At 45.7% G+C, this 24,151-nt stretch carries 15 protein-coding genes; 7 read left to right on the top strand and 8 right to left on the bottom strand.

What is annotated here, in order from left to right:
- The first annotated feature begins 39 nt into the window (after positions 1-39).
- From D9Y29_RS22940 to D9Y29_RS22950, 3 genes are all read left to right on the top strand, one after another.
- Complete coding sequence (locus D9Y29_RS22940) at positions 40-279, top strand: hypothetical protein (protein ID WP_127132577.1); 240 nt, start codon at positions 40-42, stop codon at positions 277-279.
- 72 nt (positions 280-351) lie between these two features.
- The gene (locus tag D9Y29_RS26960; RefSeq protein WP_277601139.1) at positions 352-480 is read left to right on the top strand and encodes a hypothetical protein; all 129 of its coding nucleotides are present in this window, start codon (positions 352-354) and stop codon (positions 478-480) included.
- Positions 481-508: 28 nt separating this feature from the next.
- On the top strand, positions 509-2,233 hold the full coding sequence (locus D9Y29_RS22950; protein WP_127132578.1) for an amidohydrolase: 1,725 nt from the start codon (positions 509-511) through the stop codon (positions 2,231-2,233).
- A gap of 2 nt (positions 2,234-2,235) precedes the next feature.
- Here D9Y29_RS22950 and D9Y29_RS22955 read toward each other — a convergent pair whose 3' ends face one another.
- Positions 2,236-3,342, bottom strand: coding sequence for a TlpA family protein disulfide reductase (locus D9Y29_RS22955; RefSeq protein WP_127132579.1), 1,107 nt, complete (start codon positions 3,340-3,342; stop codon positions 2,236-2,238).
- A gap of 163 nt (positions 3,343-3,505) precedes the next feature.
- Positions 3,506-5,638, bottom strand: coding sequence for an endonuclease MutS2 (locus D9Y29_RS22960; protein WP_127132580.1), 2,133 nt, complete (start codon positions 5,636-5,638; stop codon positions 3,506-3,508).
- A gap of 436 nt (positions 5,639-6,074) precedes the next feature.
- Between D9Y29_RS22960 and msrA the strand changes: the two genes are divergently transcribed.
- On the top strand, positions 6,075-6,740 hold the full coding sequence (gene msrA, locus D9Y29_RS22965; RefSeq protein ID WP_127132581.1) for a peptide-methionine (S)-S-oxide reductase MsrA: 666 nt from the start codon (positions 6,075-6,077) through the stop codon (positions 6,738-6,740).
- A gap of 3 nt (positions 6,741-6,743) precedes the next feature.
- Here the strand turns inward: msrA and D9Y29_RS22970 are convergent, their stop codons facing one another.
- Positions 6,744-7,178, bottom strand: a complete 435-nt coding sequence (locus D9Y29_RS22970) for an FKBP-type peptidyl-prolyl cis-trans isomerase (protein WP_127132582.1) — start codon at positions 7,176-7,178, stop codon at positions 6,744-6,746.
- 33 nt (positions 7,179-7,211) lie between these two features.
- Positions 7,212-8,837, bottom strand: coding sequence for an ABC transporter substrate-binding protein (locus D9Y29_RS22975; protein WP_127132583.1), 1,626 nt, complete (start codon positions 8,835-8,837; stop codon positions 7,212-7,214).
- A gap of 55 nt (positions 8,838-8,892) precedes the next feature.
- On the opposite strand from D9Y29_RS22975, the gene D9Y29_RS22980 reads away from it, so the two are divergent.
- The 3 genes from D9Y29_RS22980 to D9Y29_RS22990 all read left to right on the top strand — a co-directional run bounded on the left by D9Y29_RS22980 (position 8,893) and on the right by D9Y29_RS22990 (position 16,343).
- The gene (locus D9Y29_RS22980; RefSeq protein ID WP_127132584.1) at positions 8,893-10,578 is read left to right on the top strand and encodes a M1 family metallopeptidase; all 1,686 of its coding nucleotides are present in this window, start codon (positions 8,893-8,895) and stop codon (positions 10,576-10,578) included.
- A gap of 72 nt (positions 10,579-10,650) precedes the next feature.
- Positions 10,651-11,820 (top strand): DmpA family aminopeptidase, encoded by a 1,170-nt coding sequence (locus tag D9Y29_RS22985; protein ID WP_127132585.1) that lies wholly within the window; start codon positions 10,651-10,653, stop codon positions 11,818-11,820.
- Positions 11,821-12,128: 308 nt separating this feature from the next.
- Entirely contained in the window at positions 12,129-16,343 is a 4,215-nt protein-coding gene (locus D9Y29_RS22990; RefSeq protein WP_164735520.1) for a hypothetical protein, read from the top strand.
- A gap of 430 nt (positions 16,344-16,773) precedes the next feature.
- Here D9Y29_RS22990 and D9Y29_RS22995 read toward each other — a convergent pair whose 3' ends face one another.
- The 4 genes from D9Y29_RS22995 to D9Y29_RS23010 form a co-directional block, all read right to left on the bottom strand.
- Positions 16,774-17,220 carry a hypothetical protein gene (locus D9Y29_RS22995; protein ID WP_127132587.1) on the bottom strand — a complete coding sequence of 149 codons (447 nt, stop codon included), beginning with the start codon at positions 17,218-17,220 and terminating at the stop codon, positions 16,774-16,776.
- Positions 17,220-21,758 (bottom strand): DUF6443 domain-containing protein, encoded by a 4,539-nt coding sequence (locus tag D9Y29_RS23000; RefSeq protein ID WP_206513855.1) that lies wholly within the window; start codon positions 21,756-21,758, stop codon positions 17,220-17,222. The genes D9Y29_RS22995 and D9Y29_RS23000 overlap by 1 nt, the downstream gene beginning before the upstream one ends.
- A gap of 52 nt (positions 21,759-21,810) precedes the next feature.
- A complete protein-coding gene (locus D9Y29_RS23005) occupies positions 21,811-23,049 on the bottom strand; it encodes a discoidin domain-containing protein (RefSeq protein ID WP_164735521.1) in 1,239 nt (412 codons plus the stop codon).
- A gap of 328 nt (positions 23,050-23,377) precedes the next feature.
- The gene (locus D9Y29_RS23010) at positions 23,378-24,049 is read right to left on the bottom strand and encodes a C40 family peptidase (protein WP_127132589.1); all 672 of its coding nucleotides are present in this window, start codon (positions 24,047-24,049) and stop codon (positions 23,378-23,380) included.
- Between the last annotated feature and the right edge of the window lie 102 nt (positions 24,050-24,151).

Consider the following 24,151-nt stretch of genomic DNA (forward strand, 5'->3'; position numbering starts at 1 on the left):
TATCTCCTTAAACCTTATTCCTAACATAAACAGTTCTTAATGGAACAGTATCTGAACAAAAGTGGCAATTCTCCGATCACGGGGTTCCTGATCGAAGAAGAAAAAGTGACGGTTTGGTACAACGACAACACATCTTACGCCTACTCTTACGCACGGGCCGGACAGCCTGTTGTAGACAAGATCAAAGAACTTGCAGTACAGGGAGAAGGATTAGCTACCTTCATCTCGCAACAGGCGAAATTCCTGTACGATCATAAGATAGAAAAACCCGGAATTTAGCCTTCTCTTCAGGTCCCCATCATAAAACTCCTTTCTCCTTTACCGGATAGATCACTTTAAAACTATCCGATTATGTCAATTCAAAACCTGTTCAATCTCTCAGGTAAAACAGCCATCGTTACTGGTGTTGGGAATGGTATTGGAAAAGCTTGCTGCGAAATACTCTTCGTCAATGGCGGAGGCATTCAAACACTGGATTGAATCAGATTCATCAATAAATCATCAACTCATGCGTACTTCTCTGACTTTGTTGTTGTCGATCGCTTGTTTATGCGCCTGCAAAAACAAAGGCGATCGTCCGGAAACACCGGCAGATACCATTTATACCAATGGAAAAATCATCACCATGAAAAATGATAGTCCGCGATATGTTTCTGCACTGGCGGTATCCAATGGCATCATCAGTTTTGCAGGCGATGAAAAAGAAGCCATGGCATTGCAGGGCGACTCCACCAGGATAATAGACCTCGCAGGAAAAACACTGCTGCCCGGATTCATAGACGCACATGGTCACTTTGATGGATATGCGAACTTCTCCTCATTCGCCAATCTCATGCCGGAACCCTACGGTACTGTTATGTCGATCCCACTGTTGCAAGAGGCGCTTCGCAACTATATCAAAGAAAAAAATGTACCTCCGGGCACGCCGGTTGTTGGTTCGGGTTATGATGAATCTGTAATGACGGAACACAGGCACCCAACAAGAACGGAACTGGATGCAGTATCCACTGAACATCCTATCTATATCATTCATGTATCCGGACATATGGGCATTGCCAATTCCCAGCTCCTGCAAAAAGCCGGAATCAGCTACAATACGCCCAACCCGGCGGGCGGCACCATCGGCAAAGACCTTTCAACGCATTCACTTACGGGAAAGATGATCGAGAATGCCAATATCAATATGCTGTTTACCTTAACAGGCCTCATGCCAGCCAATACCAGCACATCTCCCTTCAAAGCCCTGCAGGCAGCGGAAAAAGAATGGCTCGCGAATGGGCAAACCACTATTTGCGAAGGAAGATGCACCATGGCTACTGTAAGACTGTTGCAGAAAGCAACAGAGAACGGATCGCTTTCTGCAGACATCATTGCGCTGCCTGATTATGACGCCTGCAAAGACAGTTTAAATACCCTGAAAGAATTATCCGGGCTAAAAGGACAGTTCAGGATCGGCGCCATCAAAATGACCTTCGATGGTTCTCCTCAAGGGAAATCAGCCTGGCTGACCGAACCTTACCTGGTGCCACCGGATGGTGAAAAACCCGGATTCCGCGGACATCCCATTTATCAGCGTGAAGCGGCTTATAATGCACTCAAAAATATCTTTGCTCATCATATGCCCGTTCATATCCATTGCAACGGCGATGCAGCCATCGATGAAGCGTTCCTGCTGATGGATTCATTACAGCAACAGCAATTGCAGCCCAAAGAGCTTCGTAACGTTCTTGTACATGCGCAGGTCTGCAGGCCGGACCAGGTCAGGACCTTTAAAAAGCTGAATATCATTCCCAGCTGGTTCCCTACTCACGCGTATTTATGGGGAGACTGGCATCTGACCAGCGTTCTTGGCCTTCCCCGCGCTGCACATATCAGTCCGTTAAAAGGTGGACTTGATAATGGAATCCTGTTCACCATACATCACGATTCTCCTGTTACACCTCCTGATCTCATCACGGCTGTATATGCTGCCGTCAACAGAACATCGCGAAGTGGAAAAATCCTGGGGGCAGACCAACGGATATCCCCATACGAAGCGCTGAAAGCCATCACCATCAACGCAGCCTATCAATATGGCGAAGAGGCCTCTAAGGGGAGTCTGGTAAAAGGAAAGCGGGCCGACCTGGTGATCCTGGATCAGGACCCGCTGCAGATCAACCCGCAATCAATAAGAGATATCAAAGTGATGGAAACCATCAAGGATGGCATCAGCGTATATAAAAAATCGCCATAATATTACTTCAACAGTTCTTCCAGTGTTGTGATCAATCCTTTCTGCCAGATTGGTGGACCGAATGGCTCCGAAGCTTTCGATCCGTTGGCGATGAAGGCAATCACTTTCCCTTCCTGGTCAATCAATGTATAAGCGGGGATGCTGTTCAACCTGAAAACCTTTCCCCTGGCATCATCCACTTCATCTGCGCCGTGCTGCCAGTTGATCCCGTGATTATCGATGGCTTTGCGCCAGCCCTGCTCCTGCTCATTCTGAGTGATGCCCAGGATACTGAATCCTTTATCTTTGAATTGCGCATATACCTGCTTGAGAAAAGGGAACTCACCCACACAAGGTCCGCACCATGTTCCCCAGTAATCGATCAGTGTCAGTTTGTTCTTTTTTGCAATTTCCCTGATGGAAACAGTATCGCCGTCCAGCATCCTCAACCTGAATTCAGGGATCAAAGCCCCTTCACGCAAAGGTTCGGAAAGTTTGTTATTGTAAATGGCGCTGGACAGGAGCTGGCCATAATAACTGTCACGTGCAACCGGAGAAAGTTTTTCGAATGCAGCTTTCTTCTCCTCACTTGTCATGCTGGCGCTTTGCAACATGATCAGCGGAAGGTAAAGATTATCAGGATTTGCCTTGGCATATTTGGCAATTCCGGTGCTGATGGCAGCACCTTTCTGATTCATGATTTTGTTGGAAAGATAGCTTTGGAAATCTGTCATCTGCGCAGTGCCTTTAGAGCCGCTCACTTTTACTTTGGGCCATTCTTTCATGGTGCCACGGACACTGATCTTTTCCTTGTTGCTGATCAACAGAGAGGCTGTGCTTTTTTGTCCTTCGATGGATACAACGAATAATTTTCCTTTATTAACGATCGCTTCACTGAAGCTTGCTTTTTCACCGCTGGCGGTTGTTACGGCAACAGTATCCCTGTATTTTGATCCGGGCTTTCCCAGGTCTGCATCTTTTTTAGCCAGCAGGTATAATTTAGTTCCATCCGGAAGGCCTTTCAGGTTGATCGAAACAGTGAACCCTTCCGCTTGCGCAGATGGAAGAGTATTTGCGGATGCTGCATTCACCAGGAAAGGAATGCAAAAGGCCAAATGAAATGCTTTCATGACTCTTGATTGATTGGAAATAATAAATGGTTACATCAGTAATTTGCTGTAATGATCAAGAGAAGCGGGGAAAGAAAAAAAAGAATTTCGATTCACCCTGTCAAAAAAATGCCCTCCGGGATCCGGAGGGCAACGTTATACCGAATTAATTTTTAATTCTTTATCACTTTTTTGTTTTCAATTCTTCACTACCTTCTTTTTCTGCAACAACAACCAGATCACTCAGGTCTACCGTGATCGGCATCAATCCCAATTGTACCACGGCTTTCTTTCCGCGGATCTCTTTCACTTCACCTACCTGGTGGTTCTTCTTCATCAGCACTTTATTGCCAACAACAATTTCGCCTCCTACCTGATCGTATTTGGAACCGATCTTCTTTTTCACTTTTTCATTGGCATGTTGCTGGTTCTGTTTGAAGAGCAGGATCTGCAATTGTTTGATCAGTTCTTTCCTGTCTTCAGTCACTTCTGTTTTGCGCCAGTCCAGCACGATCTGTTTGAGCTTGCGCTCCATATCTTTGAGATAAGCGAGCCTGTCTTCCGTGATCTTGTTCTGATGCTTCAGTAATTCCACCTGCTGATGGTGGCGTTCTTTGTTCATCAGGGCTTCCATCTCCCTGCGCATGCGTTCATTTTCTCTCAGCGCCTTGTTAAGTTCTTTCTCTTTCTTTTCCACTTCGCGAAGGTCCTGCTCCGTTCTGTTGAGCAGTTTATCGAGCCTGAAATGATCTTCGTCCACCAGTTTGCGCGCCCTGGCGATCAGTTCGGGTGATAGCCCGATCCGTTCTGCAATGGAGAAAGTATAGGAACTACCGGGTTTACCGATAATGAGTTTATACAAAGGCAGGAGGTTCACTTCATCGAAGGCCATAGCGCCATTGACGATGCCGGGCGTTTTATTGCCCATTACCTTCAGGTTGAGATAGTGCGTGGTTACAATACCTAGTGCATGTTTCTTCACCAATTCTTCCATGATCACTTCTGCAAAGGAGCCGCCGAGATTGGGATCGGAGCCGCTTCCAAGTTCATCGATGAAGAACAGGGTCCTTCCGTTCGCATTCTCGATCATATGCTTCATATGTTTGAGATGCGAGCTATATGTACTCAATTCAAATTCCAGGCTCTGTGTATCCCCGATATGGATCATCATCTGTTTGAAAATGCCGAACTCTGAAGTGGGATGTACGGGCACCAGCAGACCTGCCTGTATCATGATCTGCAGCAGCCCTGCAGTTTTCATGGTAACTGTTTTACCACCGGCATTGGGGCCTGAGATCACCAGGATCCTGTCTTTTTCATTGAGGTGAATATTGGTGGGAATGGTAGGCTTCTGTGCGCGGAGATTGTATAGGTAGAGCAAAGGGTGATAAGCGTCTACCAGTTTGATCACGCTCTTGTCTGAAAGCAGCGGGAAATTCCCATTCACGTCCACAGCCAGCCTGGCTTTGGCGCGGATGAAATCGTATTCACCGAGGATATCGTGATAAGTGCGTAACAGTGCAGCATATACGCTTACACGTGCGGTGAGATCGCGTAGGATCCGATATACTTCACGACTTTCCTCGTTCTCGAGTGCGAAAATATCATTGTTGAGCTCGATCGTTTCTTCCGGCTCGATAAAAGCTGTTTTGCGGGTATCGCTTTCTCCGTGAAGGATACCTTTCACCTGTCTTTTTTGCTCTGCAAAAACCGCCACTACCCTTCTTCCGTTGAGGAAAGCCTCTTCGATATCGGCTACATATCCCTGTTTGCCAAGGTTTTTAACGATACGATCGAACATACGGCGCAGTTCATTGCGGCGCCTGTAGAGGCTGAGACGGATATTTGCGAGTTCTTCGGAGGCATCGTCCTTCACCACGCCGGATTCGTCCAGCACTTCATCGATCATGGTGAGGATTGTCTTCTCGAAATAAGTCTCGGCAATCACTTTACTGAGGGCCGGATAAGCCAGCCGGCGGTCGTTATCAAACCAGCGGAAAATGGATTGCATGCTGTCTGCCAGCTTGCGTACCTGTATAAATTGATCACCCGTGAGCACAGCACCGGGAATACCCAGCAATTTGAGATCGCGGTTCAGGTTCAGTACATGATCGTTGGGAAAATATTGTCCGTGTTGAACAATGAGTTTGTATTCATGACTCTGCCGGAGTTCCAGCTCGATAAATTCTTTTCGGGTATGAATGCGGAGTTCCTCTGCTTTCTCTTTGGCATACACACTCTTGCAATGTTCTACCAGCAAAGCCTTCACTTTATCGAACTCAAGCTGCACCAGGGCGGACCCGGGGAAAAACTTCATAATGCTAATATAATTCTTTTACGGTCTGCAAAGGTAACACAAGTTTGGGGGAAATGCGGACCCGGAGGGCTGACTAAAAAGGTTATTACATTTCATTTCGCTGTGCCCAGTCGCTCGCCTCCCGGCGAGTGAGTTTTGTTTAGTCGCCTCCGGCGACGCAGTGTTCGCCGGAGGCGAACAAATATAAGTCACTCGCCAGAGGCGAGCGACTGCCAGCTCTCCGCCTTTTTAGTCAGTGCCCGTGAACCATTCATTTGCTCAAATTGTTTTTACTACGTATTATTGAGGTTCAGCGCAACATTGTACATCCACCCTTTAAAAGCAATGCATGCAATTTTGTTAACCTAATGGTAATTGGCATTACATAGCCTGAAACCAGGGGTAACTTGCACTTAATTTTGATTTTGGCATGAATGTTCTATTAAACCAAAGTGGTATGAAACTGATGTTTACGCAGGCTCTCGTGTCTATTACGCTCTGGTCCTGTGCTTTAAGAGAAAATCCACAAAAGAATATGAGTAATGATCTCGCAGGCAATTCCCTGACCAGCACTTCCACTGCGATGCGGGATACTGACACCGCCACCCTCGGCACGGGTTGTTTCTGGTGCACCGAGGCTATTTTCCAACAGCTCAAGGGTGTGTTGAAAGTTACTTCAGGCTACAGTGGAGGCAACGAGATCAACCCCACTTATAAAGATGTGTCTACCGGTACTACCGGTCATGCAGAAGTGATCCAGATCGTTTACGATCCGGCGGAGATCACTTTCGATGAGCTCCTGGAAGTTTTCTGGCAAACGCATGATCCCACAACGTTGAACCGCCAGGGCAACGATGTTGGCCCGCAGTACCGAAGCGCGATCTTCTATCACAATAATGAACAGAAATCAAAAGCGGAGAAATACAAGAAAGAGCTGGATGAAAGCGGTGCATTCGAAAAACCGATCGTAACCGAGATCTCGCCCTACACCGCTTTCTATAAAGCGGAAGATTATCACCAGGATTATTACAATAACAATGGCTCACAGCCTTATTGCTATTATGTGATCCGTCCGAAACTGGAAAAATTCCAGAAAGTGTTCAAGAACAAGATCAGACACTGATCCTTATTTGATCCCCAGTAATTCCACTTCGAAGATCAGGGTGCTGTTTGGCCCGATCTGTGCGCTCACTTGCCTGTCCCCATATCCAAGATGCGGCGGAATGAAGAAGCGCCATTTGCTGCCAAGCGGCATCAGGGCCACGCCTTCCGTCCAGCCCTTGATCACTGCGCTGAGGGGGAAAGATGCGGGCTGACCGCGTTTCACAGAACTATCGAAAACAGTTCCGTCGATCAGTGTGCCATGATAATGGCAGGTAACGGTATTGGCGGCAGTGGGTTTGGCGCCATCGCCTTCAGTGATCACTTCATATTGTAATCCGCTGGCCAGTTCTACCACACCGGGTTTTGATTTGTTGGCGGCCAGGAATTCCTGTCCGGCTTTCAGGTTTGCCTCAGATTTTTCTTTCTTCATCTGGAATAATTTATCTGCAATGCCCATAGCTAATAATTTGTTGCGAAATTAAGGATTTGCTCATTGCTGGATATAAGTACGCCGCAACTCCAGCAGGTTGAGCCCATTGGCGATGAATTCTTTCACCTTCAACTGCTCCAGGTGGATCACTTCATCGTACCAGAGCGGCACTACTGGCGCGTCTTCCACAATCAGCCTGTCCATTTGCTGGTACAATCCGTATCTGATGGAATCATTCTCTGTGATCAATGCTTTTTCATACAACCGATCGAAAGCAGGGTTCTTGTATTGTGTGTAATTGGGAGGTGCGGGATTCTTTCCGTAAAAAACGCTGAGGTAGTTTTCAGCTTCGGGATAATCGGCTATCCAGCTGCCACGGAAGAACAGGGCCTCCGATTTGGCGGTCTGTTCCAGCAGCAGGGCTTTCTGCACCACTTCTACCTGTATCTTGACGCCCAATTCTTCCAGTTGACGCGCAATGAAACTGCCCAGGTCTGCATAAATAGGAACGGTGAGCAGTTTGATCACCGGCAACCCTCTCCCATTGGGGAAACCTGCATCAGTTAACAGTTTGCGCGCTTTCACCGGGTCATAGCTGTACCCTTTTACAATAGTTGGATCGAAACTGGGAAATCCCGCCGGTATGAAGCCGCTCTCAGCGGGTGTACCGATGGAATTGCGCAGGTACATCATCATCTTCCTTCTGTCGAAACCATAATTGATGGCCTGACGGATGGCTTTGAGCCGAAGGGGGCTCTGTTTCACGATGGCCTTGCTGCTGTCTACCAGTATGCCGAGATATTCTGTATTGAGATAAGGATGTTTGCTCAGGCGGATCTTTCCCTCCCAGTCTTTGCGCAGCACGCCTTTCTTGGTGAGTACTTCGTCTTTGAAACTGGGATCGATATCATTGATGAAATCCAGTTTTCCCTGGCGGAAAAGCAGGAACTCCGTGGCGCGGCTATCGTAGAAGGAAATTTTGATGCCATCCAGGCGGGGTAAAGGTTTGCCGGCGCTGTCCTTTTCAAAATAGCGGGTATTACGGCGAAGGATAAGCGCTTGTCCTTCTTCCCAGGCTTTGAACACGAACGGGCCAGTGCCTACCGGATGATTGCGGAAGTCCTGTCCATATTTTTCCACTGCTTCGCGGGGCACAACGGAACAGTATTTCATGCTGAGCAGTCCGAGTACAGGTGTGAACGGACGAATCAGTGTGAGTTGAAAAGTGGAATCGTCCAGGACTCTGAAACTATTGTTGGGATCTATGCGGTCATTGAAGATCCAGGCGCCGCTGCTGGCTGTGGCCGGATCGATGATGCGGTGAAAACTGTACACCACATCATGAGCCGTCATCTTTCTTCCCTTCCCTCCCGGGAAGACTTCGTTATCATGGAAGAAAACATCCTGGCGGAGATGGAAAATGTATTGTTTTCTATCTTCTGAAACATCCCATCTGTACGCCAGTGATGGCACTATCCGAAGTGCATCATCGGTTTCCACCAATGTATTGTACAGCTGGTGTATTGGCCAGATAACGGACTGGTTCTTGGCAAATGCCGGGTCCAGCGAGGCGATACCTGTGGCCTCATTGTAATGGAATACCTGGTCACTACTGTTGCGTCCGCCGGAGCAGGCAGCCAGTAATAAAATAATGGAACAGGAAAAGAAGAAAACGGGAATACGCATATCTGGACCTAATTTAATGAAACAACCTATATTAGAGCTTTAAAATTTTTACCTGATGGTTCCTCAACCTCGCTTACGCAGTTTTACTGCGGCCCTGGGCCTTATCTGTACCGGATTGCTGGCCACTTCCACCAGTTGCACCGCGCAACCGCTAAGCTCAAAGAAAGTATTCACACACCAGGATACGCTCCGCGGCAGCATCACGCCCGAACGCGCCTGGTGGAATGTGCTGAAATATGCCATCACGGTAGAACCTGATTACAATGCAAAGTCCATCAAAGGGACCAATACCATCAGCTTTGCCGTATTGCAAAGCAACAGCAAAATGCAGATAGATCTTCAGCAACCCATGGAATTGATCTCCGCGAAATGGAACAATACCGATATTCCCTTTAAACGGAATGGCAATGTTTTTTACTTGAGCTTTCCCAATGCACTTCCTACCGGTACAACCCAGCAGATAACACTTGAATTTGGTGGCAAGCCCCGCGAAGCAGTGCGTCCACCCTGGGATGGCGGCTGGATCTGGCGTAAAGACGCCAAAGGCAATCCATGGATGAGTGTGGCCTGTCAGGGTCTCGGCGCCAGCGTCTGGTATCCCTGCAAAGACCATCAGAGCGATGAACCCGACCAGGGCGCTGCCTTGTCAATAATTGTACCGGATGACCTGGTGGCTATCGGCAATGGAAAGCTGGCTTCCAAAGAAGCTACCGGTAATGCTAAAACGAAATATGACTGGGTGGTCATCAATCCCATCAATAGCTACAATATCGTTCCCTATATCGGTAAGTATGCTTATTTCGGAGAAGTATATGAAGGAGAGAAAGGCAGGCTGCAATGCGATTACTGGGTGATCGATGCCAATCTCGAAAAAGCCAAGGAGCAGTTCAAACAGGTGCCTCAAATGATGAAATGCTTTGAGCATTGGTTTGGCCCTTATCCATTTTATGAGGATAGCTACAAATTAGTAGAGTCGCCACATTTAGGTATGGAGCACCAGAGTGCCGTGGCATATGGGAACAAATACCAGAACGGGTATCTCGGAAATGATCTGTCCGGTTCCGGCTGGGGCAAAAAATGGGATTTCATCCTCATTCATGAAAGTGGCCACGAATGGTTCGCGAATAATATCACCACCAACGATATTGCGGATATGTGGGTGCATGAAGGCTTCACCAATTATTCGGAGTCATTGTTTACAGAATGCGAATACGGCAAACAAGCCGGCAGTGAATATGTGATCGGATTGAGAAAGAACATCTCGAATGATATTCCGGTAGAAGGCCCTTACGGCGTGAACCAGGAAGGCAGTGGCGATATGTATTACAAGGGAGCGAACATGATCCATACCATTCGTCAGATCATCGATAACGATGAACTGTTCAGGGATATCTTACGCGGATTGAATAAGGAATTCTATCACAAGACCGTTACTGCCAGACAGGTGGAGGAATACATCAACAAAAGATCAGGTAAGGATTTCAGCAAAGTATATGAGCAATATTTGCGAACAACAAAGATCCCTGTGCTGGAATATAAAAGCAAAAAAGGAAATATAGAATACAAGTGGACCAACGTGGTGGATGGTTTCGATATGCCGGTGAAAGTTGATCTTGGTGGAAGAACGCAGTTCATTCAACCTACTACCAAATGGGAATCATTAAAACTGGCCGACTGGTATACAGGGGAAACATTCAAAGTGGACAGTAATTTCTATGTGACTGCTAAAAGAGTGAAATAGTGGAATTGCGACTGTAGAGGCCGCGCTGAGTGCGGCATCCATGGAATCAGCAACCTATAACGAAACATATCCATGAGAAAGATCTATTCCGCCGCTGGCTTCTGCTGCCTGCTGCTTAGCAGCATTTCAGTATCTGCACAACAACCTGCCCCGCTCAATAGGGCCAGGGATTATGGATTGATCAACGGCATCCTCTCCACCGGCCAATGGAATGCCATCACAGATGTTTCCGGCGTCAAAGTGGGTCATGCTACTGTACTGAAAGGCGACAGTGTTCGTACAGGCGTTACAGTTATCATGCCGCATACCGGCAATATCTTCCAGGAAAAAGTTCCCGCTGCCGTTTTCGTGGGCAATGGTTTTGGCAAGTGCATGGGCACTACACAGATTGTGGAACTGGGCAATATCGAAACGCCTATCGCACTCACCAATACATTGAACGCACCCATCGTTGCTAATGCCATTATCGATTATACGCTTCAGCAAAAAGGCAATGAAGAAGTGAGATCTGTGAATGCTGTTGTGGGAGAAACCAATGATGGCTACCTCAATGATATCCGTGGCAGGCATGTAACGGAAGCGGATGTTCGAAAAGCGATTGATAGCGCTGCTGCCGGTCCGGTTGTAGAAGGCTGTATCGGGGCAGGAACCGGTACCATCTGCATGGGTTTCAAAGGAGGTATCGGTACATCCTCGCGCAAACTCGGACCTCAGCAGGGAGCTTATACTGTTGGCGTATTGGTACAAACGAATTTCGGAGGCATACTCACTATTAACGGTGCGCCCATCGGCAGAGAACTCAATAATTATTACATGCAGAAAACGAAACGCTATGAGGCCGATGGTTCCTGCATGATCATCATTGCTACCGATGCGCCGCTGAGCGTGCGTAACCTTGAGAGACTGGCCAGAAGATCTTTTCTTGCTTTCGGCAAAGTAGGTTCCTTCTCCTCGAATGGCAGCGGTGATTACTCCATTGCCTTTTCAACGCATCCGCAATTGCGAATTCCATATTCTAAAAAAGCTAAAACGGTAAGGGAAATCCCAGACCTGGAAAATGATGAGATGTCTCCGCTTTTTCTTGCTGTTGTGGAATCCACGGAAGAAGCGATTTACAATTCACTTTTTATGGCCACTGATACGAAAGGGTATCGCGGACATACTGTGAAAGCGATGCCGGTTGAGAAAGTGGTGGCATTGTTGAAAAAGTATGGAGCGTTGGTGCAGGATGAGTTGCCGTGAGCAATGTAGAAATCAGTTTTTGAAATCCTTAAATACAATTTCCTGTAATTCTACTATCTGGAGCTAATAGTTTACTTTAAATTTTCTATATAATTTTGCTAAAAAGATTATTAAAAAGTCGGATTGCGTATTTTGCATTAAACTCTAACCATTAAACCATTTGTTGTAAAGATGTGCTCTAACCTTTGTTCCACTTATAATTAGCCTGATTAATAATTAGTCAAATATTTTCGCCAGCCCGCTTAAATTGTTTTTGAAATAATCAGTAGTCCCAGCTGTCATTTCCTCTTAATTCCCTAAATCATTGGATGATGCCTTTCCTACAACGTATACTATTTTTCTTCTTAACGATTTCCACAGGCACTGTAACCGCGCAAAATGGATTCACCAAACCTGAACTTTATCAGATCACACATGTACCACCGAATGCTGCCTCTTTAGGTAAATATGGTTTTTTCCCAGTAGGCTTGTATACCGGAATACCCAATATCCAGGTTCCTGTATATGAAATAAAATCCGGCAGAATTAGTGTACCTGTGGAGCTTAGTTATCACGCTGGAGGTATCAGGGTTGAAGAATTGGCTTCACTTGTAGGTCTTGGTTGGTCTTTAAATGCCGGAGGAGTGATTACCCGATCGGTAAGGGGTATGCCAGACGAACAGCCATATCTGGATGGCTATACTTTCTTTGACGATCCGGTTCCTGCTTCAACCAAGGCCCCAACAACTGATCCGGAAAATCATCAGGAATGGGTGTCGGAAATGAGGACTTTCATCATGGCAAGAAAAGATGGCCAGCCGGATCTATATAGTTTCAATACTGGTGGTTTATCAGGTAAATTCATGTATGATCAGGTAACAGATAAATTCATTGGATTTCCTGCAAATAATCTGAAAATTGAATATAGCCAGGAAGCATTCATTCTTACTGATGCAAATGGACTCAGATATATATTCTCAATAGCCGAAACATCCACGAGAGAGGCGGTCGGCAGTGAAGTGTTTACTACTGCTACGAATTGGCTTCTAACTCAAATTTATGATCCTGTTACAGAAAAAACCGTTTCCTTTACTTATGAGCCATATAATGTCACTTATCCAATGATGAGTGGCCAATTCCATTATTTTGCATATGGCTTTACTTCAGATGAGTGGATGAGCCCAAAGCAAAATCCAAATTTCTCCCTGCTAAGGCTAAAAGAAATTTCATTTGATAATGGGAAGATTGTCTTTTCGCATGAACTGAATCGTTGCGATATTGTGGGCGACAAGGCCCTTACCAATATTCGTGTTTTCAACAACGCAAATACACTTATAAAGGATTTGGATCTACATTACGATTATTTCTACTCTAATTTTATTGACGCGCAAACTCCTTGTAATCCGGAACAATCAGTTAACAGAAGGCTTAAACTGATCAGAGTGGAAAATAAGCCGGTAAAAGCCTCAAATTCTCCTTCTCAAGTCCACTCATTTGAATATAGAGATGGGTTGCCTTCCCGTATGTCATACTCCCAAGATCATTGGGGCTACTTTAATGGAAAAAATAATGACTATCTATATCCTAAAAGAAGAGTTACGTTGATGGGACAAAATGTCGTATTGCCCGGAGCAAACCGAGATGTAGATCCACATTATTCCGGGGTTGGTATGCTAAACAGAATTAATTTTCCAACAGGGGGATATACAATTTTTGAGTTCGAAAACAATCTGGTGGGAGCAGCAGAAGGAACACCCGGTATTGGTCAGGACGCTATGATCAACGCAAGTGCAGATGCAGTTCCAGTAGAAGTTCAATTTACTGTAAATAGTGGCCCATGTATGGTGGATGGATGGCCGCAAGAAAACGGGGTACACGTAACTTACGAATTATTCGGTGTCAATTTGGATCTGTTAGGAGGGTTTCCCGGTGAGGCGTTGAAGGTTTATATTGTAAATAGAAATAACACCCAGCAAGTCTATGAACTAACCTTGATCAGCGGCCCGAAAACATATATGGATTCTCCTATCGATTTCTTTCTTCCTAATGGTGACTATACATTGATAGTAGACGCCAATCCTTCAGTTCCGGTTGGAGGAGTCAGTGAGGCTCATGTTAAATTATCCTGGATCCATTGCGAACTACCACCATCAGGAATCGGAGGAATTAATTTGCCTTCAGGAGGACAAAGAGTTAAATCTATCAAATCCTATGATTCAGAAGGAAAGGTTGCTTTTGTAAAAAACTATAAATATGGACAAGAAAATTTCCCACTTTTATCAAGCGGCCAATGTCAATTCATTCCATCCTATTCTTTTGATGTTTATAAAACGCGCAAGCATATAAATGGCGTACCTACTTCAACCCGATATCTTAAGCGAAGTGCATATTCGAATTATCCGATGGTAAGTGATAACGGTAGAGCGGTTGGATATAGCAACGTAATAGAAATGGATGGGGAAAGCGGAGAAAACGGATATACACAATATAAGTACACGAACTACATTTCTACTGAAGGAGCATTTCTGGATATTCCTGGCAGTTTAGAAATAGGTGGTTCCCCACCTTTCCATAATAGCTACCTAAGAGGGCTGGAAAGAGAAAAAACAGTATTCAAGAAACTGGGGCAACAATTTATCGAAGTTGAAAAGAAAATAACCGAATATGAATTTTCGATGTTCAATCAAAATGCCAAAACAGTATCTGGCTTGTCCACCTATTTTACTTTCATGGGAGACCAATGCGAATTTGGTGATTTTGACCCTATTTCAGTAGGCATGGATGCCGTGGCATACTCGTTTACTTTTTCTTCTGACATACCATATATTAAGCGGACTATCGAAAAATCACATTCAAACGGTCAAACGCTTGAAAAAATTACAAACCTCACAAATAATGATAAAAACTTACTTCCTTATCTCACCGAGACTGTCAACAGCAAAGGGGAAAAGGAATTCCTGACAACCCGGTATCCTGTAGATTATACAGTTACCAATGCGCAAGGCCAAAAGGGCCAAAGTATAAGCAACCTGCAATACCTGAACATGGTGTCAGTACCGGTAGAGCAATTCACAGAAATAGAAAAAGGCGGAGTAAAAAAATTAAAAAATGCCATTTACACTTCATATATGCCGTCGAAACCGCTAACGGATACGCTTTTTTATTTAACTGACAAAGATTTGTCTATATCAGACTATGCTGGCATTGGAATCACTGAAGACGGATTCTCCCGTGAATCTATTTATCAACCTGAAATAATAGCCTGCAAATATGGAATATCTAATGAACTCTTGCAACAACAAAAGTATAATCACCATCCGCTATCTTACATTTACAATCTTCATAAGACACATCACGTTGCAATAGCTACCAATGCATCGCATGATCAAATTGCTTACAGCTCGTTTGAAGAAGACGACAATGGCAGTTTCAATTTACACAATGATGCCAAAAGCAGCGCGGATGCTATTACAGGTAAAATGTCATACATTTTAAATGTTGGCAAGAATATTACAAAAACTGAGCTTCCTCAATTACCGGCAGGCTCGCAGTACGTAATTACCTATTGGGCAAAAAATGGTTCCGTTTCAGTGAATGCAACAACGGGCACACCTATAATCACAAAATTTGGCTGGACACTAAATGAGCACAGATTACCTTATAATACGAACTCAATTACAATTTCCGGATCCAATGTAAACATTGATGAATTGCGTCTGCTGCCATCCTCCTCCCAAATGAGCACCACAACCTTCGAGTCACTTATAGGAATAACCAGCCAATGTGATATAAATAATAATATCACTTATTATGAGTATGATGAATTTGTACGGCTCCTGCGAATACGAGACATAGACCGGAACATCGTAAAGCAGTTTGAGTATCGCTTTCAGATTCCAACACATAATAATCCAATATGGGTAAGAACCGGCGTAACGCGCTGCAAACCTTGCCTGCAGAATGCTCAGTATAATTCCAATATCCTTCAAAAACAAGAAAGGGATGATAATCCTGGGAGTCCTACATATAATCAGATGCGGTGGATTGATGATGGTGTATCTTCCTCCTGCGTGATCGAAGCAGCATGGGAACCGACAGGTTTATTGACTTGCGATCAACAAAATGGAGCCAATACGGGCTTGCAGTTGAAACAAATGAAAGATATGAACCCCTGCAGCCCAACCTATAACCAGTTAACCTACCAAAGCAATGGTCAAAATCCAACAGCTTGTCCTATACCCACCTTTTATGCAAGTCTTTCACTGACAGATCCAGGTTCCTGGTTTTCGGATGTAGTGGTGAACTTTTATTTGAATCCCTCCCGTACAATTCCTTATAACATGCAAACGATGGAATTGACTATCCGTGTAACAGTCTATAACGATCTTACTGAAGAAACAATTGTTTCCGATATTGTGGTGAATTATAGCGGAGGAACTCAAAATGTAGTGATGCCAGCAGCACTGCTATATGAACCTGGCGACAAAGGTAATACCTGGTATTCTTATGAGCTTTTACCTGGACCGGGATTCCAGGTTATTTAATTATACTTTGATTTATTAAAGAGGCCAACGCCATAGACAGCCAGTTTTCTAATATTTAAAACAGCCATGCAGTAAGTAAATCATCGGAAGCCAAAAATACAAATAGGAGTCTATGCAAAAAACTTTAGGCATTAATCAGTCTGCACATTCATACTGTAAACAGTAGTATTCTGCCTAACCACATACTCAACACCTCTTTATAACCATCCTTACGCAGACCTACAGATAGGTTCTTACTTAAATCGATCCTTAAAAAGGACTTTTATTTGTTGATTACAACACAATGAAAAATAAGAATTCTTACAAAATTAATGATTACTGAACTGTCGGTGCTAATATGACTTACCGGAATTATCCGTTTAAAAAGTTTACAGTGCTTTTTACATTTTCAGGAATGACATTTAATATTATACTTCACGCATAAAAGAAGTTAAAATGTTGGATTCATTCGCTTTACTTTCCAATTACTCATTTCATTCTTTTCCGCTTTAATATAGTACCCGTTTTGATTAATATATGCTCTATCATTAATATTCAGGATGTCGGTTGCAAATAGAACCGGCAAAGCCAGCTTTTTGCTCAGTGGGATATGCCTGTTTGTGTTCTTTACCAATTTCTCCAAATTACGATCGCCGGTTGCAAATTGGCTGATATAAATATCCAGATACCCATTACAGTTTTCAACTATGACATATAAATTTAGCTTTCTTATTTCTGTCTCTCCAACCCGCATCTTATACCAATCCACAACGTACTTCAAACTGTCCGAAACATCAGAATCATTTCCGAAATTATATGTTATCTTTTGTGCCTGCACCCGAATAGTAGCAACAAGCAACAAGATCAATAATGCTAATATTTGTTTTGTCTTTTTCATTATTTTCCTCCAAATATTTCTAATGCTGTTCGTAAAATACTAAATGATCCATTGTAAAGATTACCAGTAGGGGCAATGTCATTTCGGGGCTGAATATTAGTCCCCATCATTCCTTTCTTTGGTACCAACACATCCACATTTCGAGAATCGATTGTAAATAAGGCTCGTCCTGTGGAGCGCGCAGCAGCGTTATCGCCCGGCTGTATTCCTATATCTCTGTTGCGAGGATCATCCATCCCTGGAAGGTCAGCAATCTGATGAGTATGAGCATCTCCTAATATTATAGAAGTTCCATTTGCCACACCGGGAACCTCATTGTCGGGCGGAACTATTGAGAATTGAGGGCCATTTTTGGTACTTGGGTTTGTACTGACTGTCAAGGTCGCTTCTTCTGGATTTAAAAGTAGCGTGGCACTCATTTCTTTGTAACTATTATAGTTCTTTCCATCTCCATTCCCACTATTAAATAAATTCTGAAAATATTGGCCTTCTGTCATTGTTCCATCTCCGATCTTTACCTGAAGCACTTTACTGTTCTCTTGTAAAGAGGCTGTAGCGGCCTCTGAGGTGGTTGCATTATTATTTGCCCTTGAAATCTCATAAAACTTGTCCGCACTGATAATCCTTTGATTATTCGTTTTTGCGCCATCACTTCCTAAGTATAGACCTTTCTTACTATAATAGTCATCCAATGGCGCCATTCCATCAGGATCTATAAACCTTATTGGATTATTAAAGGCATAATTATAAGGAGAGTGCCTGCGCATTTGATCTGCCAGCGGATCAATATGGTTCCATCTCCCAATCTGCGCATCATACATCCTCGCCCCATAGTCATACCAATCCAACCCACAGCCATCACTGAATTCATTTTCTTGCTTCTCCTTCCCATTGTATTCATATTTATTATCCAGTCTGCCTATGGCTTTCGAACTGATCCCCACCATTGTCAACCCAAACGGATAATAATGCGTTTCTTCCAACAGCTTCCCTGTAAAATGCTCCACAATCAGATCATTGAACAAGACCTCCCAATGCGGCGTCTCATTACTCGTATAAATATACAAATATCCATTCGCAGCGATATCCACTGTCCCGGGTGCGTGCGGATACAACTGTCCTGGTGCGCCTACGGCACTGGCGCCGCTGGAGCCGGCCACATAGTTGAACCGTTCGTCCAACAGGATCCAGTTCAGGTAAGCCTTTGGCTTAGCCGGCAGATCAGGTGTATGATTTTGACGGAACAATCCTACCCCACCGGTGATCGGGCCACTGGCATCGGTCAACTCCAGCAGGCTACCTTTGCCGCCACCCACCGTGTTCAAGAAGCTATTGGCCAGGCTGGCTACGATCTCTTCGGTGGGTAAACCATTCGGGCTGCCGGTGCCTGCCTGGTAAAAGGATTTCACAAACAGGTTCACTTTGTCGCCACTCATCACCCGCAGGATGATGGAAGGACCAATCTTCTTGCCTGCCGTACCATCCAGCCGTGCTACCTGGTCATTGGGATCGGTTACACTCACATCGCTGGGATAATACCCCGGCGTTGGATAGGCTGTGGTAGTGATATTGCTGAACAAGGCTTCTTCCTTTGCGCGGAAGGCAGTCTCCATTGTAGCCGCGTATTTAGCCGTATCCTTTTGCTCCGTCAGCACCATCCGTACATTGCCCAGGTGGTCTTTAAGAAAATAATCATACTGGTATTGCCAGGCGCTGTCGCCATTGGCAAAATATTTTTTAGCGTAACGCAAACGCCCTTCCTCATGACCAAAAAATTGCAGGGTATCGTTCTCATATACGGCGCCGCCGAGGTACAGGGTGGTCTTTGCCGGGCGGCCGGTCTCTGCTACGATCTTGCTGTGCTTGACGCCGGCAGCATCATAGAGGTAGCTGATGGTGCCCTTCTCCCCGCCCGATTGCTGCACCCGGATGGCCTGTGGCAGGTTCAGTAAATTGTATTCGATCCCTTCCACCGTGGCAGAACCAATGTCTTTGTTCAGGTCTTTGGTCAGGTTGCCATTGGCATCGTAGGTATAATCGGTGGCAGTGTTGTCCTTCGTGCCAACCTGTGATGTATATAATGCGGAACTGCGGAAGTCGCCCAGTGTGGTAGTGGGATTATTGACCGCGTCAACTACATTTTTCAGTTTGTTGGATTTATCGTAGTAGGTATAGCTCAGGTTATCGATCAGCGCGCCGGGTTGCGACAAGGTCCAGCCATGCTGTTGCATGCTCAGGATATTGCCATTGGCATCGTAGGATAAATTGCTCACGCTGAAGTTCAGGCCACCGGGTTTGGTGAAGGCACTGCCCTCATACTGGTTGAAGTCGGCAGCGGTCAGGCGGTTGGCAGCATCGTAGCTGTAGTCGAAGCGGCGCTTCGCCTGGTCACCGGCACTCTTCCAGGTGGAACCGCTGATATTGCCATTGTACTGCGCGGTGGCATATTGGGTACCGCTGATCACGGAGGCTGGTTTGTCGTAGCCCAGTTCAAAACCAAAATAGCGCTGGCCCTGGTCTTTGAGGTAATCGCGGTTCATTCCCAGCAGCCAGCCACGGATATTGTACTGGTAGTCCAGGGTCTCCATATCCTGACCGATCACTTTTTGTTGCAACTGGCCCAGGGCATCGTACTGGTGGCGCAGAAGTTGTTGGGTGGGTTGGGTGACGGCCTGTCCACCGATGGTGGAGTGAACGGTCTTTTCCAAATCCAGTAAGCGGCCCAGGTCATCATAATTGGAAGTAGTGACCAGCGTATGTGCCTGTGCGTTATTGCCTTGCTTGTCCTGCTGCTGCACCACTACCAGCGGCTGCCCGGCCCAGTTGTACTGGGTGGTGAGGGCATCGAAGCCTTCGGTGCTGTTTTGGGTGCGGGCCTGTACCAGGCGGCCATCTTCATCATAGAAGTTCACAGTGGTAAGGTAGCGGGCAGGCTGACTGCCCAGCAGCCGCACCTTGCTGCCGGTGGGCAACCCTTTGACGTTTTGTGAGGCGATCACCGCCTGCGCATAGGGATAATTGTTATCAGATTGCGTTTGCAGGTAGCTGCTGATGGCGCTCGTGGAAAAGGTGTTGAGTCCGGCAGGAAGGCTGGCGGCCCACTGGTAATCATCGTACCAGTTGAAGGTGAGCGGATCTACTGTAATGCCAGTGGGCAATGGGTTGCGGTTGATGGCCATGCCTTCGATGAGTACGGGTGTATCATCGTCACTACCGGCCCCGTTGATTAACCCGAAGGTCTGTTCGGCATTATCAGCACTCTCGAAGTCAGGGTCCAGCACAATGCTGCTGGTGGCATAGAAGCTTCCCGATGGCGTCAGGCTGTTCAGGACCAGGTTGGCCTGCAGGCCGGAACTTCCTCCAATGCTGCCGCTGCCACCGGTCTGCAAAGTCACCAGGGTTTGCAGGTCCTGGCGGCTACCGCTGTAGGCGATGGTGCCGGTCAGCACAGGCCGGTTGAGCACATCGTATAAAGTAGCCAGCCACTGGCTGTTTTCTCTCATATTGGCATCCTGGGTAAACACCAGCCGGTCGCGCACATCATAGACCATGTATACCGCCCCGGCACCGGGTACTTTTTTGGTGATCATCCGGCGGCGACCATCGTACTCGTAGCGGAAACATTGTTCGTCCAGCAAAACAGGGTCTGTCAGTGTCCAGCCTGAGCCGTTAAGCAGTTCCACTCCTTTGGGTTGAACCACGGCACGCAGGTTGCCCAGGTCATCGTATACATAATAGGTATTCAGGAAGCCCACATAGCCTTTGCCGGTACCGTCATCGGCAGTAGCATCAAGTTGTACTTTTTTCAGGATCACTTTGCCTTCCTTGTCTTTGAACCCGATCACCTGGTGACCGGCTTCATCCACCACCACATTCTTGTACAGGGAACCGGCAGCGTACACGCCGCTGACAACATAGGAACCCAATCCGCCGGGCTGTTCGGCCACGGTCCATATCTTCACATCATCGATGGCGGTATTGATCCAGTATTTGCTGGCCACGCCGCGTTCCGCTCCTACCCAGTTGTTGCCGGCAGCAAAGGCCTTTTCTACCCGGTTCAGCGGCGATGCTTCAAACTGCGTATGCGCATAATAGTAAGTCTCACCGGGATATTGGGTGGCGCCAAAGGCGGCTTGTTGCTGGAAGGGATTGAGCTTGAACAGCCCATCAGAGAGGGAACTGTTCCCACCGGTAGCATTGGCGGCAAATGGAAGGTATTGATTGGATTCCCGGCCAAAGGCATCGTACACCACGGCACTGACCAGGTCTACCGGTGTTCCGTTGGTAATGAGGGAACCTTGTTTGACAACGGTCTGAATCGGTCTGCCCAGACCATCGAAATAGGCGGTGCTTTGTTTGACGTCTTTCAAGGGCCGGTTGATCAGTAGGGCCGGATCAACCTCCGGGGCCGTGGCAGTCCAGGTACGGATATAGTTCACTTTTACAGTGGCAGGATATGGATCAGGTTGCTCCTGACACAAACCAGCAAATTGAAATAACAGGAAGACAACAATCAATAGCATGCGGGTCGCCAACATAAGATGAGGTTTAGGTAACAGTCAGTAAAGTAAATAAAAAAAGACAGAGACGCTAATTCTTCCTTTTTATTTCGTTGGTCAATTCCGATATTTTCCTCTGCTGTTCTTCAATCTTTTTATTCTGCCCGATGATATACAAAGTCAGTTCTTCAATTTTCTTCAATAACAACGCCTGTATCTCTGCTACATCAGTTCCATTCTTTTCCACTTCAGCAGTTGTGGGTACACCTGGTAAATGTTTGTGGGATTTGATATATTTTTCTACTTCACTTAATGCAGGCAAACGATAATCATCATTGAACACATAGTCAGCCCAACCGGTCTGCGTTATTTTCAGTTTTTTCGCATATACCGCTCCGTTAACTGCGAACTTCGTCTCTGCATTCGGTTTTGTGGATGTACCAATACCAATAAATCCATCTGACAAGATCGTCATACGCTCAGTATTGTTGGTTTTAAAAACCAGTCGCTTGTTATCTGTTGTGCCAAGGAATACACTATCGGGATTGGTTCCCTGGTTCCCCAGCAAAGACCAACGGGTTGAAGGATTTACTGTTATATTAACCGGCATAGACAGGCTATCTGCATTTTGGTTATCGTATGCTTTGGCTCTTAAACTATAAGCGCCGGCCTGTACATTAGCCCAGGTGAAAGTATAAGGTGCTTGCAGCACTTCCCCCAATTTCTCGGATCCCTGGTAAAATTCCACTTTGGAAATGGACCCATTAGGATCATTCGCTACTGCTGTCAGTTTGATATTGAAGCCAGAATAGAAAATGGCGTCATTTGCCGGCAAGGTCAGGCTTACTGAAGGTTTTGTATTCCCTTCCAGTGAATTATAAATTTCTAGTTCGGACATCTCGATGCTCGCCCAATTATTGACCCGCGTGGCGATGAAAATCCTTACATACCGGCCGGTCCCGTTCACTGCAAAAGAATCAGTACTGGCATTGTTATTGGTTCGGGAGAATATATCGGTCCAGTTGGTAGCGTCTGTGGATACCTGCGCTGTGTAATCCTTCCCTCTTCCATCTGTTTGCCAGATAATTTTTATTTTACAGATATTGTAGGATTGACCAAGGTCTACATAGATATAATTATTGTCTCCTGGTGCAAACCAGCCTGAAGACAGGTTTCCATCCACAGCATCTGCTCCAACATGATACTGTTGTTCGGCAGAAACAGTTACTGGTTTTCCCAATGCGATATTATTACTACCGCAGGTTTGAGCTTTTACTAAAAATGGAAGAAATACGATAAGAATTACTACAAAGAGGGGTTTACAAGACATGATTACTGAAATTCGGTTAGGAGAATAGGTTATATAAGGTGTTTTTATACACGTATATGCAGAGTAAAACATACCCACAAGGCTTCATGTACTGAAGGCAATCAATTGTAGCTCATACTAGATTGAATAATCCTGCAATCGCAGGTTGTGCAGGTAATGTCGGCAAGAAAATGTTTAGAGAAAAAGGAAATAAAATATGAAATCGGAATAAGGTTAAACATGACTTAGGGGATTAAACTTAATGCGGGCTAAGTTAGATTAATTCACCCAATTCATCTTCTCCTAAGAATCAATCTTTTTTCAGAAATACATGATTCTATGTATCATACTATCTTACCCTCCCACATCCCGCAAACGTTCTCACATAATAAACATCATTCAGGTCGTTGATAACAACACCTGATGAAGTACTCGCATGAACAAACTTATTATTACGCAAATAAACACCCACATGCGAGATCGCTTTTTTCCTTGAAGTCTTGAAGAAAACCAGATCCCCTTCCTGTAATTCACTTTTGCTGATGCGTTTGCTGTTTTCGTATTGTGAAGCTGAAGTGCGGGGAACACCCACATTATAGAGAGATGAAATGAAGTTCTGTGAAAAAGCTGAACAATCGATGCCGCTGCGATCATTACCCCCGTACCGGTATTTGGTGCCGTACCAGCTTTCGATGAAGTCGAACAATTTACCGTCAGTAATGCTTTCAACGGGAACATCCAGCAGGATAGCGTATTTGAAAGCCATTGGCGCCACTCCTTCCATATTCGAAGCCGGTGCGATCAATGTAGGCATATAGCCGCTCTCACCGTGCCTTCCCTTGAAATCATTGCTATTGATGGAAATATTCTCTATGAACTTAGGCGGATGGGCTGTTTTGGCATTCGCCGCCGTTGATCCGCCTGCCGGGGAACTGGAAGTGGATCGCTTGAAAGTGTTGCAACTGGTGGCTCCCAGCGCGATCGTCGCCACCAATAAAGCATTCTTCACAATGTAGGACATCGTTCAAACCGGGTTAGTAATCCAGCAAATATAACAAATACATTGCCAAATGCAATCTCAGAATGCCGCAGTCGCTCGCCTCCCGGCGAGTGACCTGTATTT

This window comes from Pseudoflavitalea rhizosphaerae (genome assembly GCF_003991355.1).
Taxonomy (GTDB): Bacteria; Bacteroidota; Bacteroidia; order Chitinophagales; family Chitinophagaceae; genus Pseudobacter; species Pseudobacter rhizosphaerae.

Bases quoted from the DNA above. Each gene is read 5' to 3' on its own strand.
- D9Y29_RS22940 (WP_127132577.1), top strand. From the start codon at position 40: ATGGAACAGTATCTGAACAAAAGTGGCAATTCTCCGATCACGGGGTTC.
- D9Y29_RS26960 (WP_277601139.1), top strand. From the start codon at position 352: ATGTCAATTCAAAACCTGTTCAATCTCTCAGGTAAAACAGCCATCGTT.
- D9Y29_RS22950 (WP_127132578.1), top strand. From the start codon at position 509: ATGCGTACTTCTCTGACTTTGTTGTTGTCGATCGCTTGTTTATGCGCC.
- D9Y29_RS22955 (WP_127132579.1), bottom strand. From the start codon at position 3,342: ATGAAAGCATTTCATTTGGCCTTTTGCATTCCTTTCCTGGTGAATGCA.
- D9Y29_RS22960 (WP_127132580.1), bottom strand. From the start codon at position 5,638: ATGAAGTTTTTCCCCGGGTCCGCCCTGGTGCAGCTTGAGTTCGATAAA.
- msrA (WP_127132581.1), top strand. From the start codon at position 6,075: ATGAAACTGATGTTTACGCAGGCTCTCGTGTCTATTACGCTCTGGTCC.
- D9Y29_RS22970 (WP_127132582.1), bottom strand. From the start codon at position 7,178: ATGGGCATTGCAGATAAATTATTCCAGATGAAGAAAGAAAAATCTGAG.
- D9Y29_RS22975 (WP_127132583.1), bottom strand. From the start codon at position 8,837: ATGCGTATTCCCGTTTTCTTCTTTTCCTGTTCCATTATTTTATTACTG.
- D9Y29_RS22980 (WP_127132584.1), top strand. From the start codon at position 8,893: ATGGTTCCTCAACCTCGCTTACGCAGTTTTACTGCGGCCCTGGGCCTT.
- D9Y29_RS22985 (WP_127132585.1), top strand. From the start codon at position 10,651: ATGAGAAAGATCTATTCCGCCGCTGGCTTCTGCTGCCTGCTGCTTAGC.
- D9Y29_RS22990 (WP_164735520.1), top strand. From the start codon at position 12,129: ATGATGCCTTTCCTACAACGTATACTATTTTTCTTCTTAACGATTTCC.
- D9Y29_RS22995 (WP_127132587.1), bottom strand. From the start codon at position 17,220: ATGAAAAAGACAAAACAAATATTAGCATTATTGATCTTGTTGCTTGTT.
- D9Y29_RS23000 (WP_206513855.1), bottom strand. From the start codon at position 21,758: ATGTTGGCGACCCGCATGCTATTGATTGTTGTCTTCCTGTTATTTCAA.
- D9Y29_RS23005 (WP_164735521.1), bottom strand. From the start codon at position 23,049: ATGTCTTGTAAACCCCTCTTTGTAGTAATTCTTATCGTATTTCTTCCA.
- D9Y29_RS23010 (WP_127132589.1), bottom strand. From the start codon at position 24,049: ATGTCCTACATTGTGAAGAATGCTTTATTGGTGGCGACGATCGCGCTG.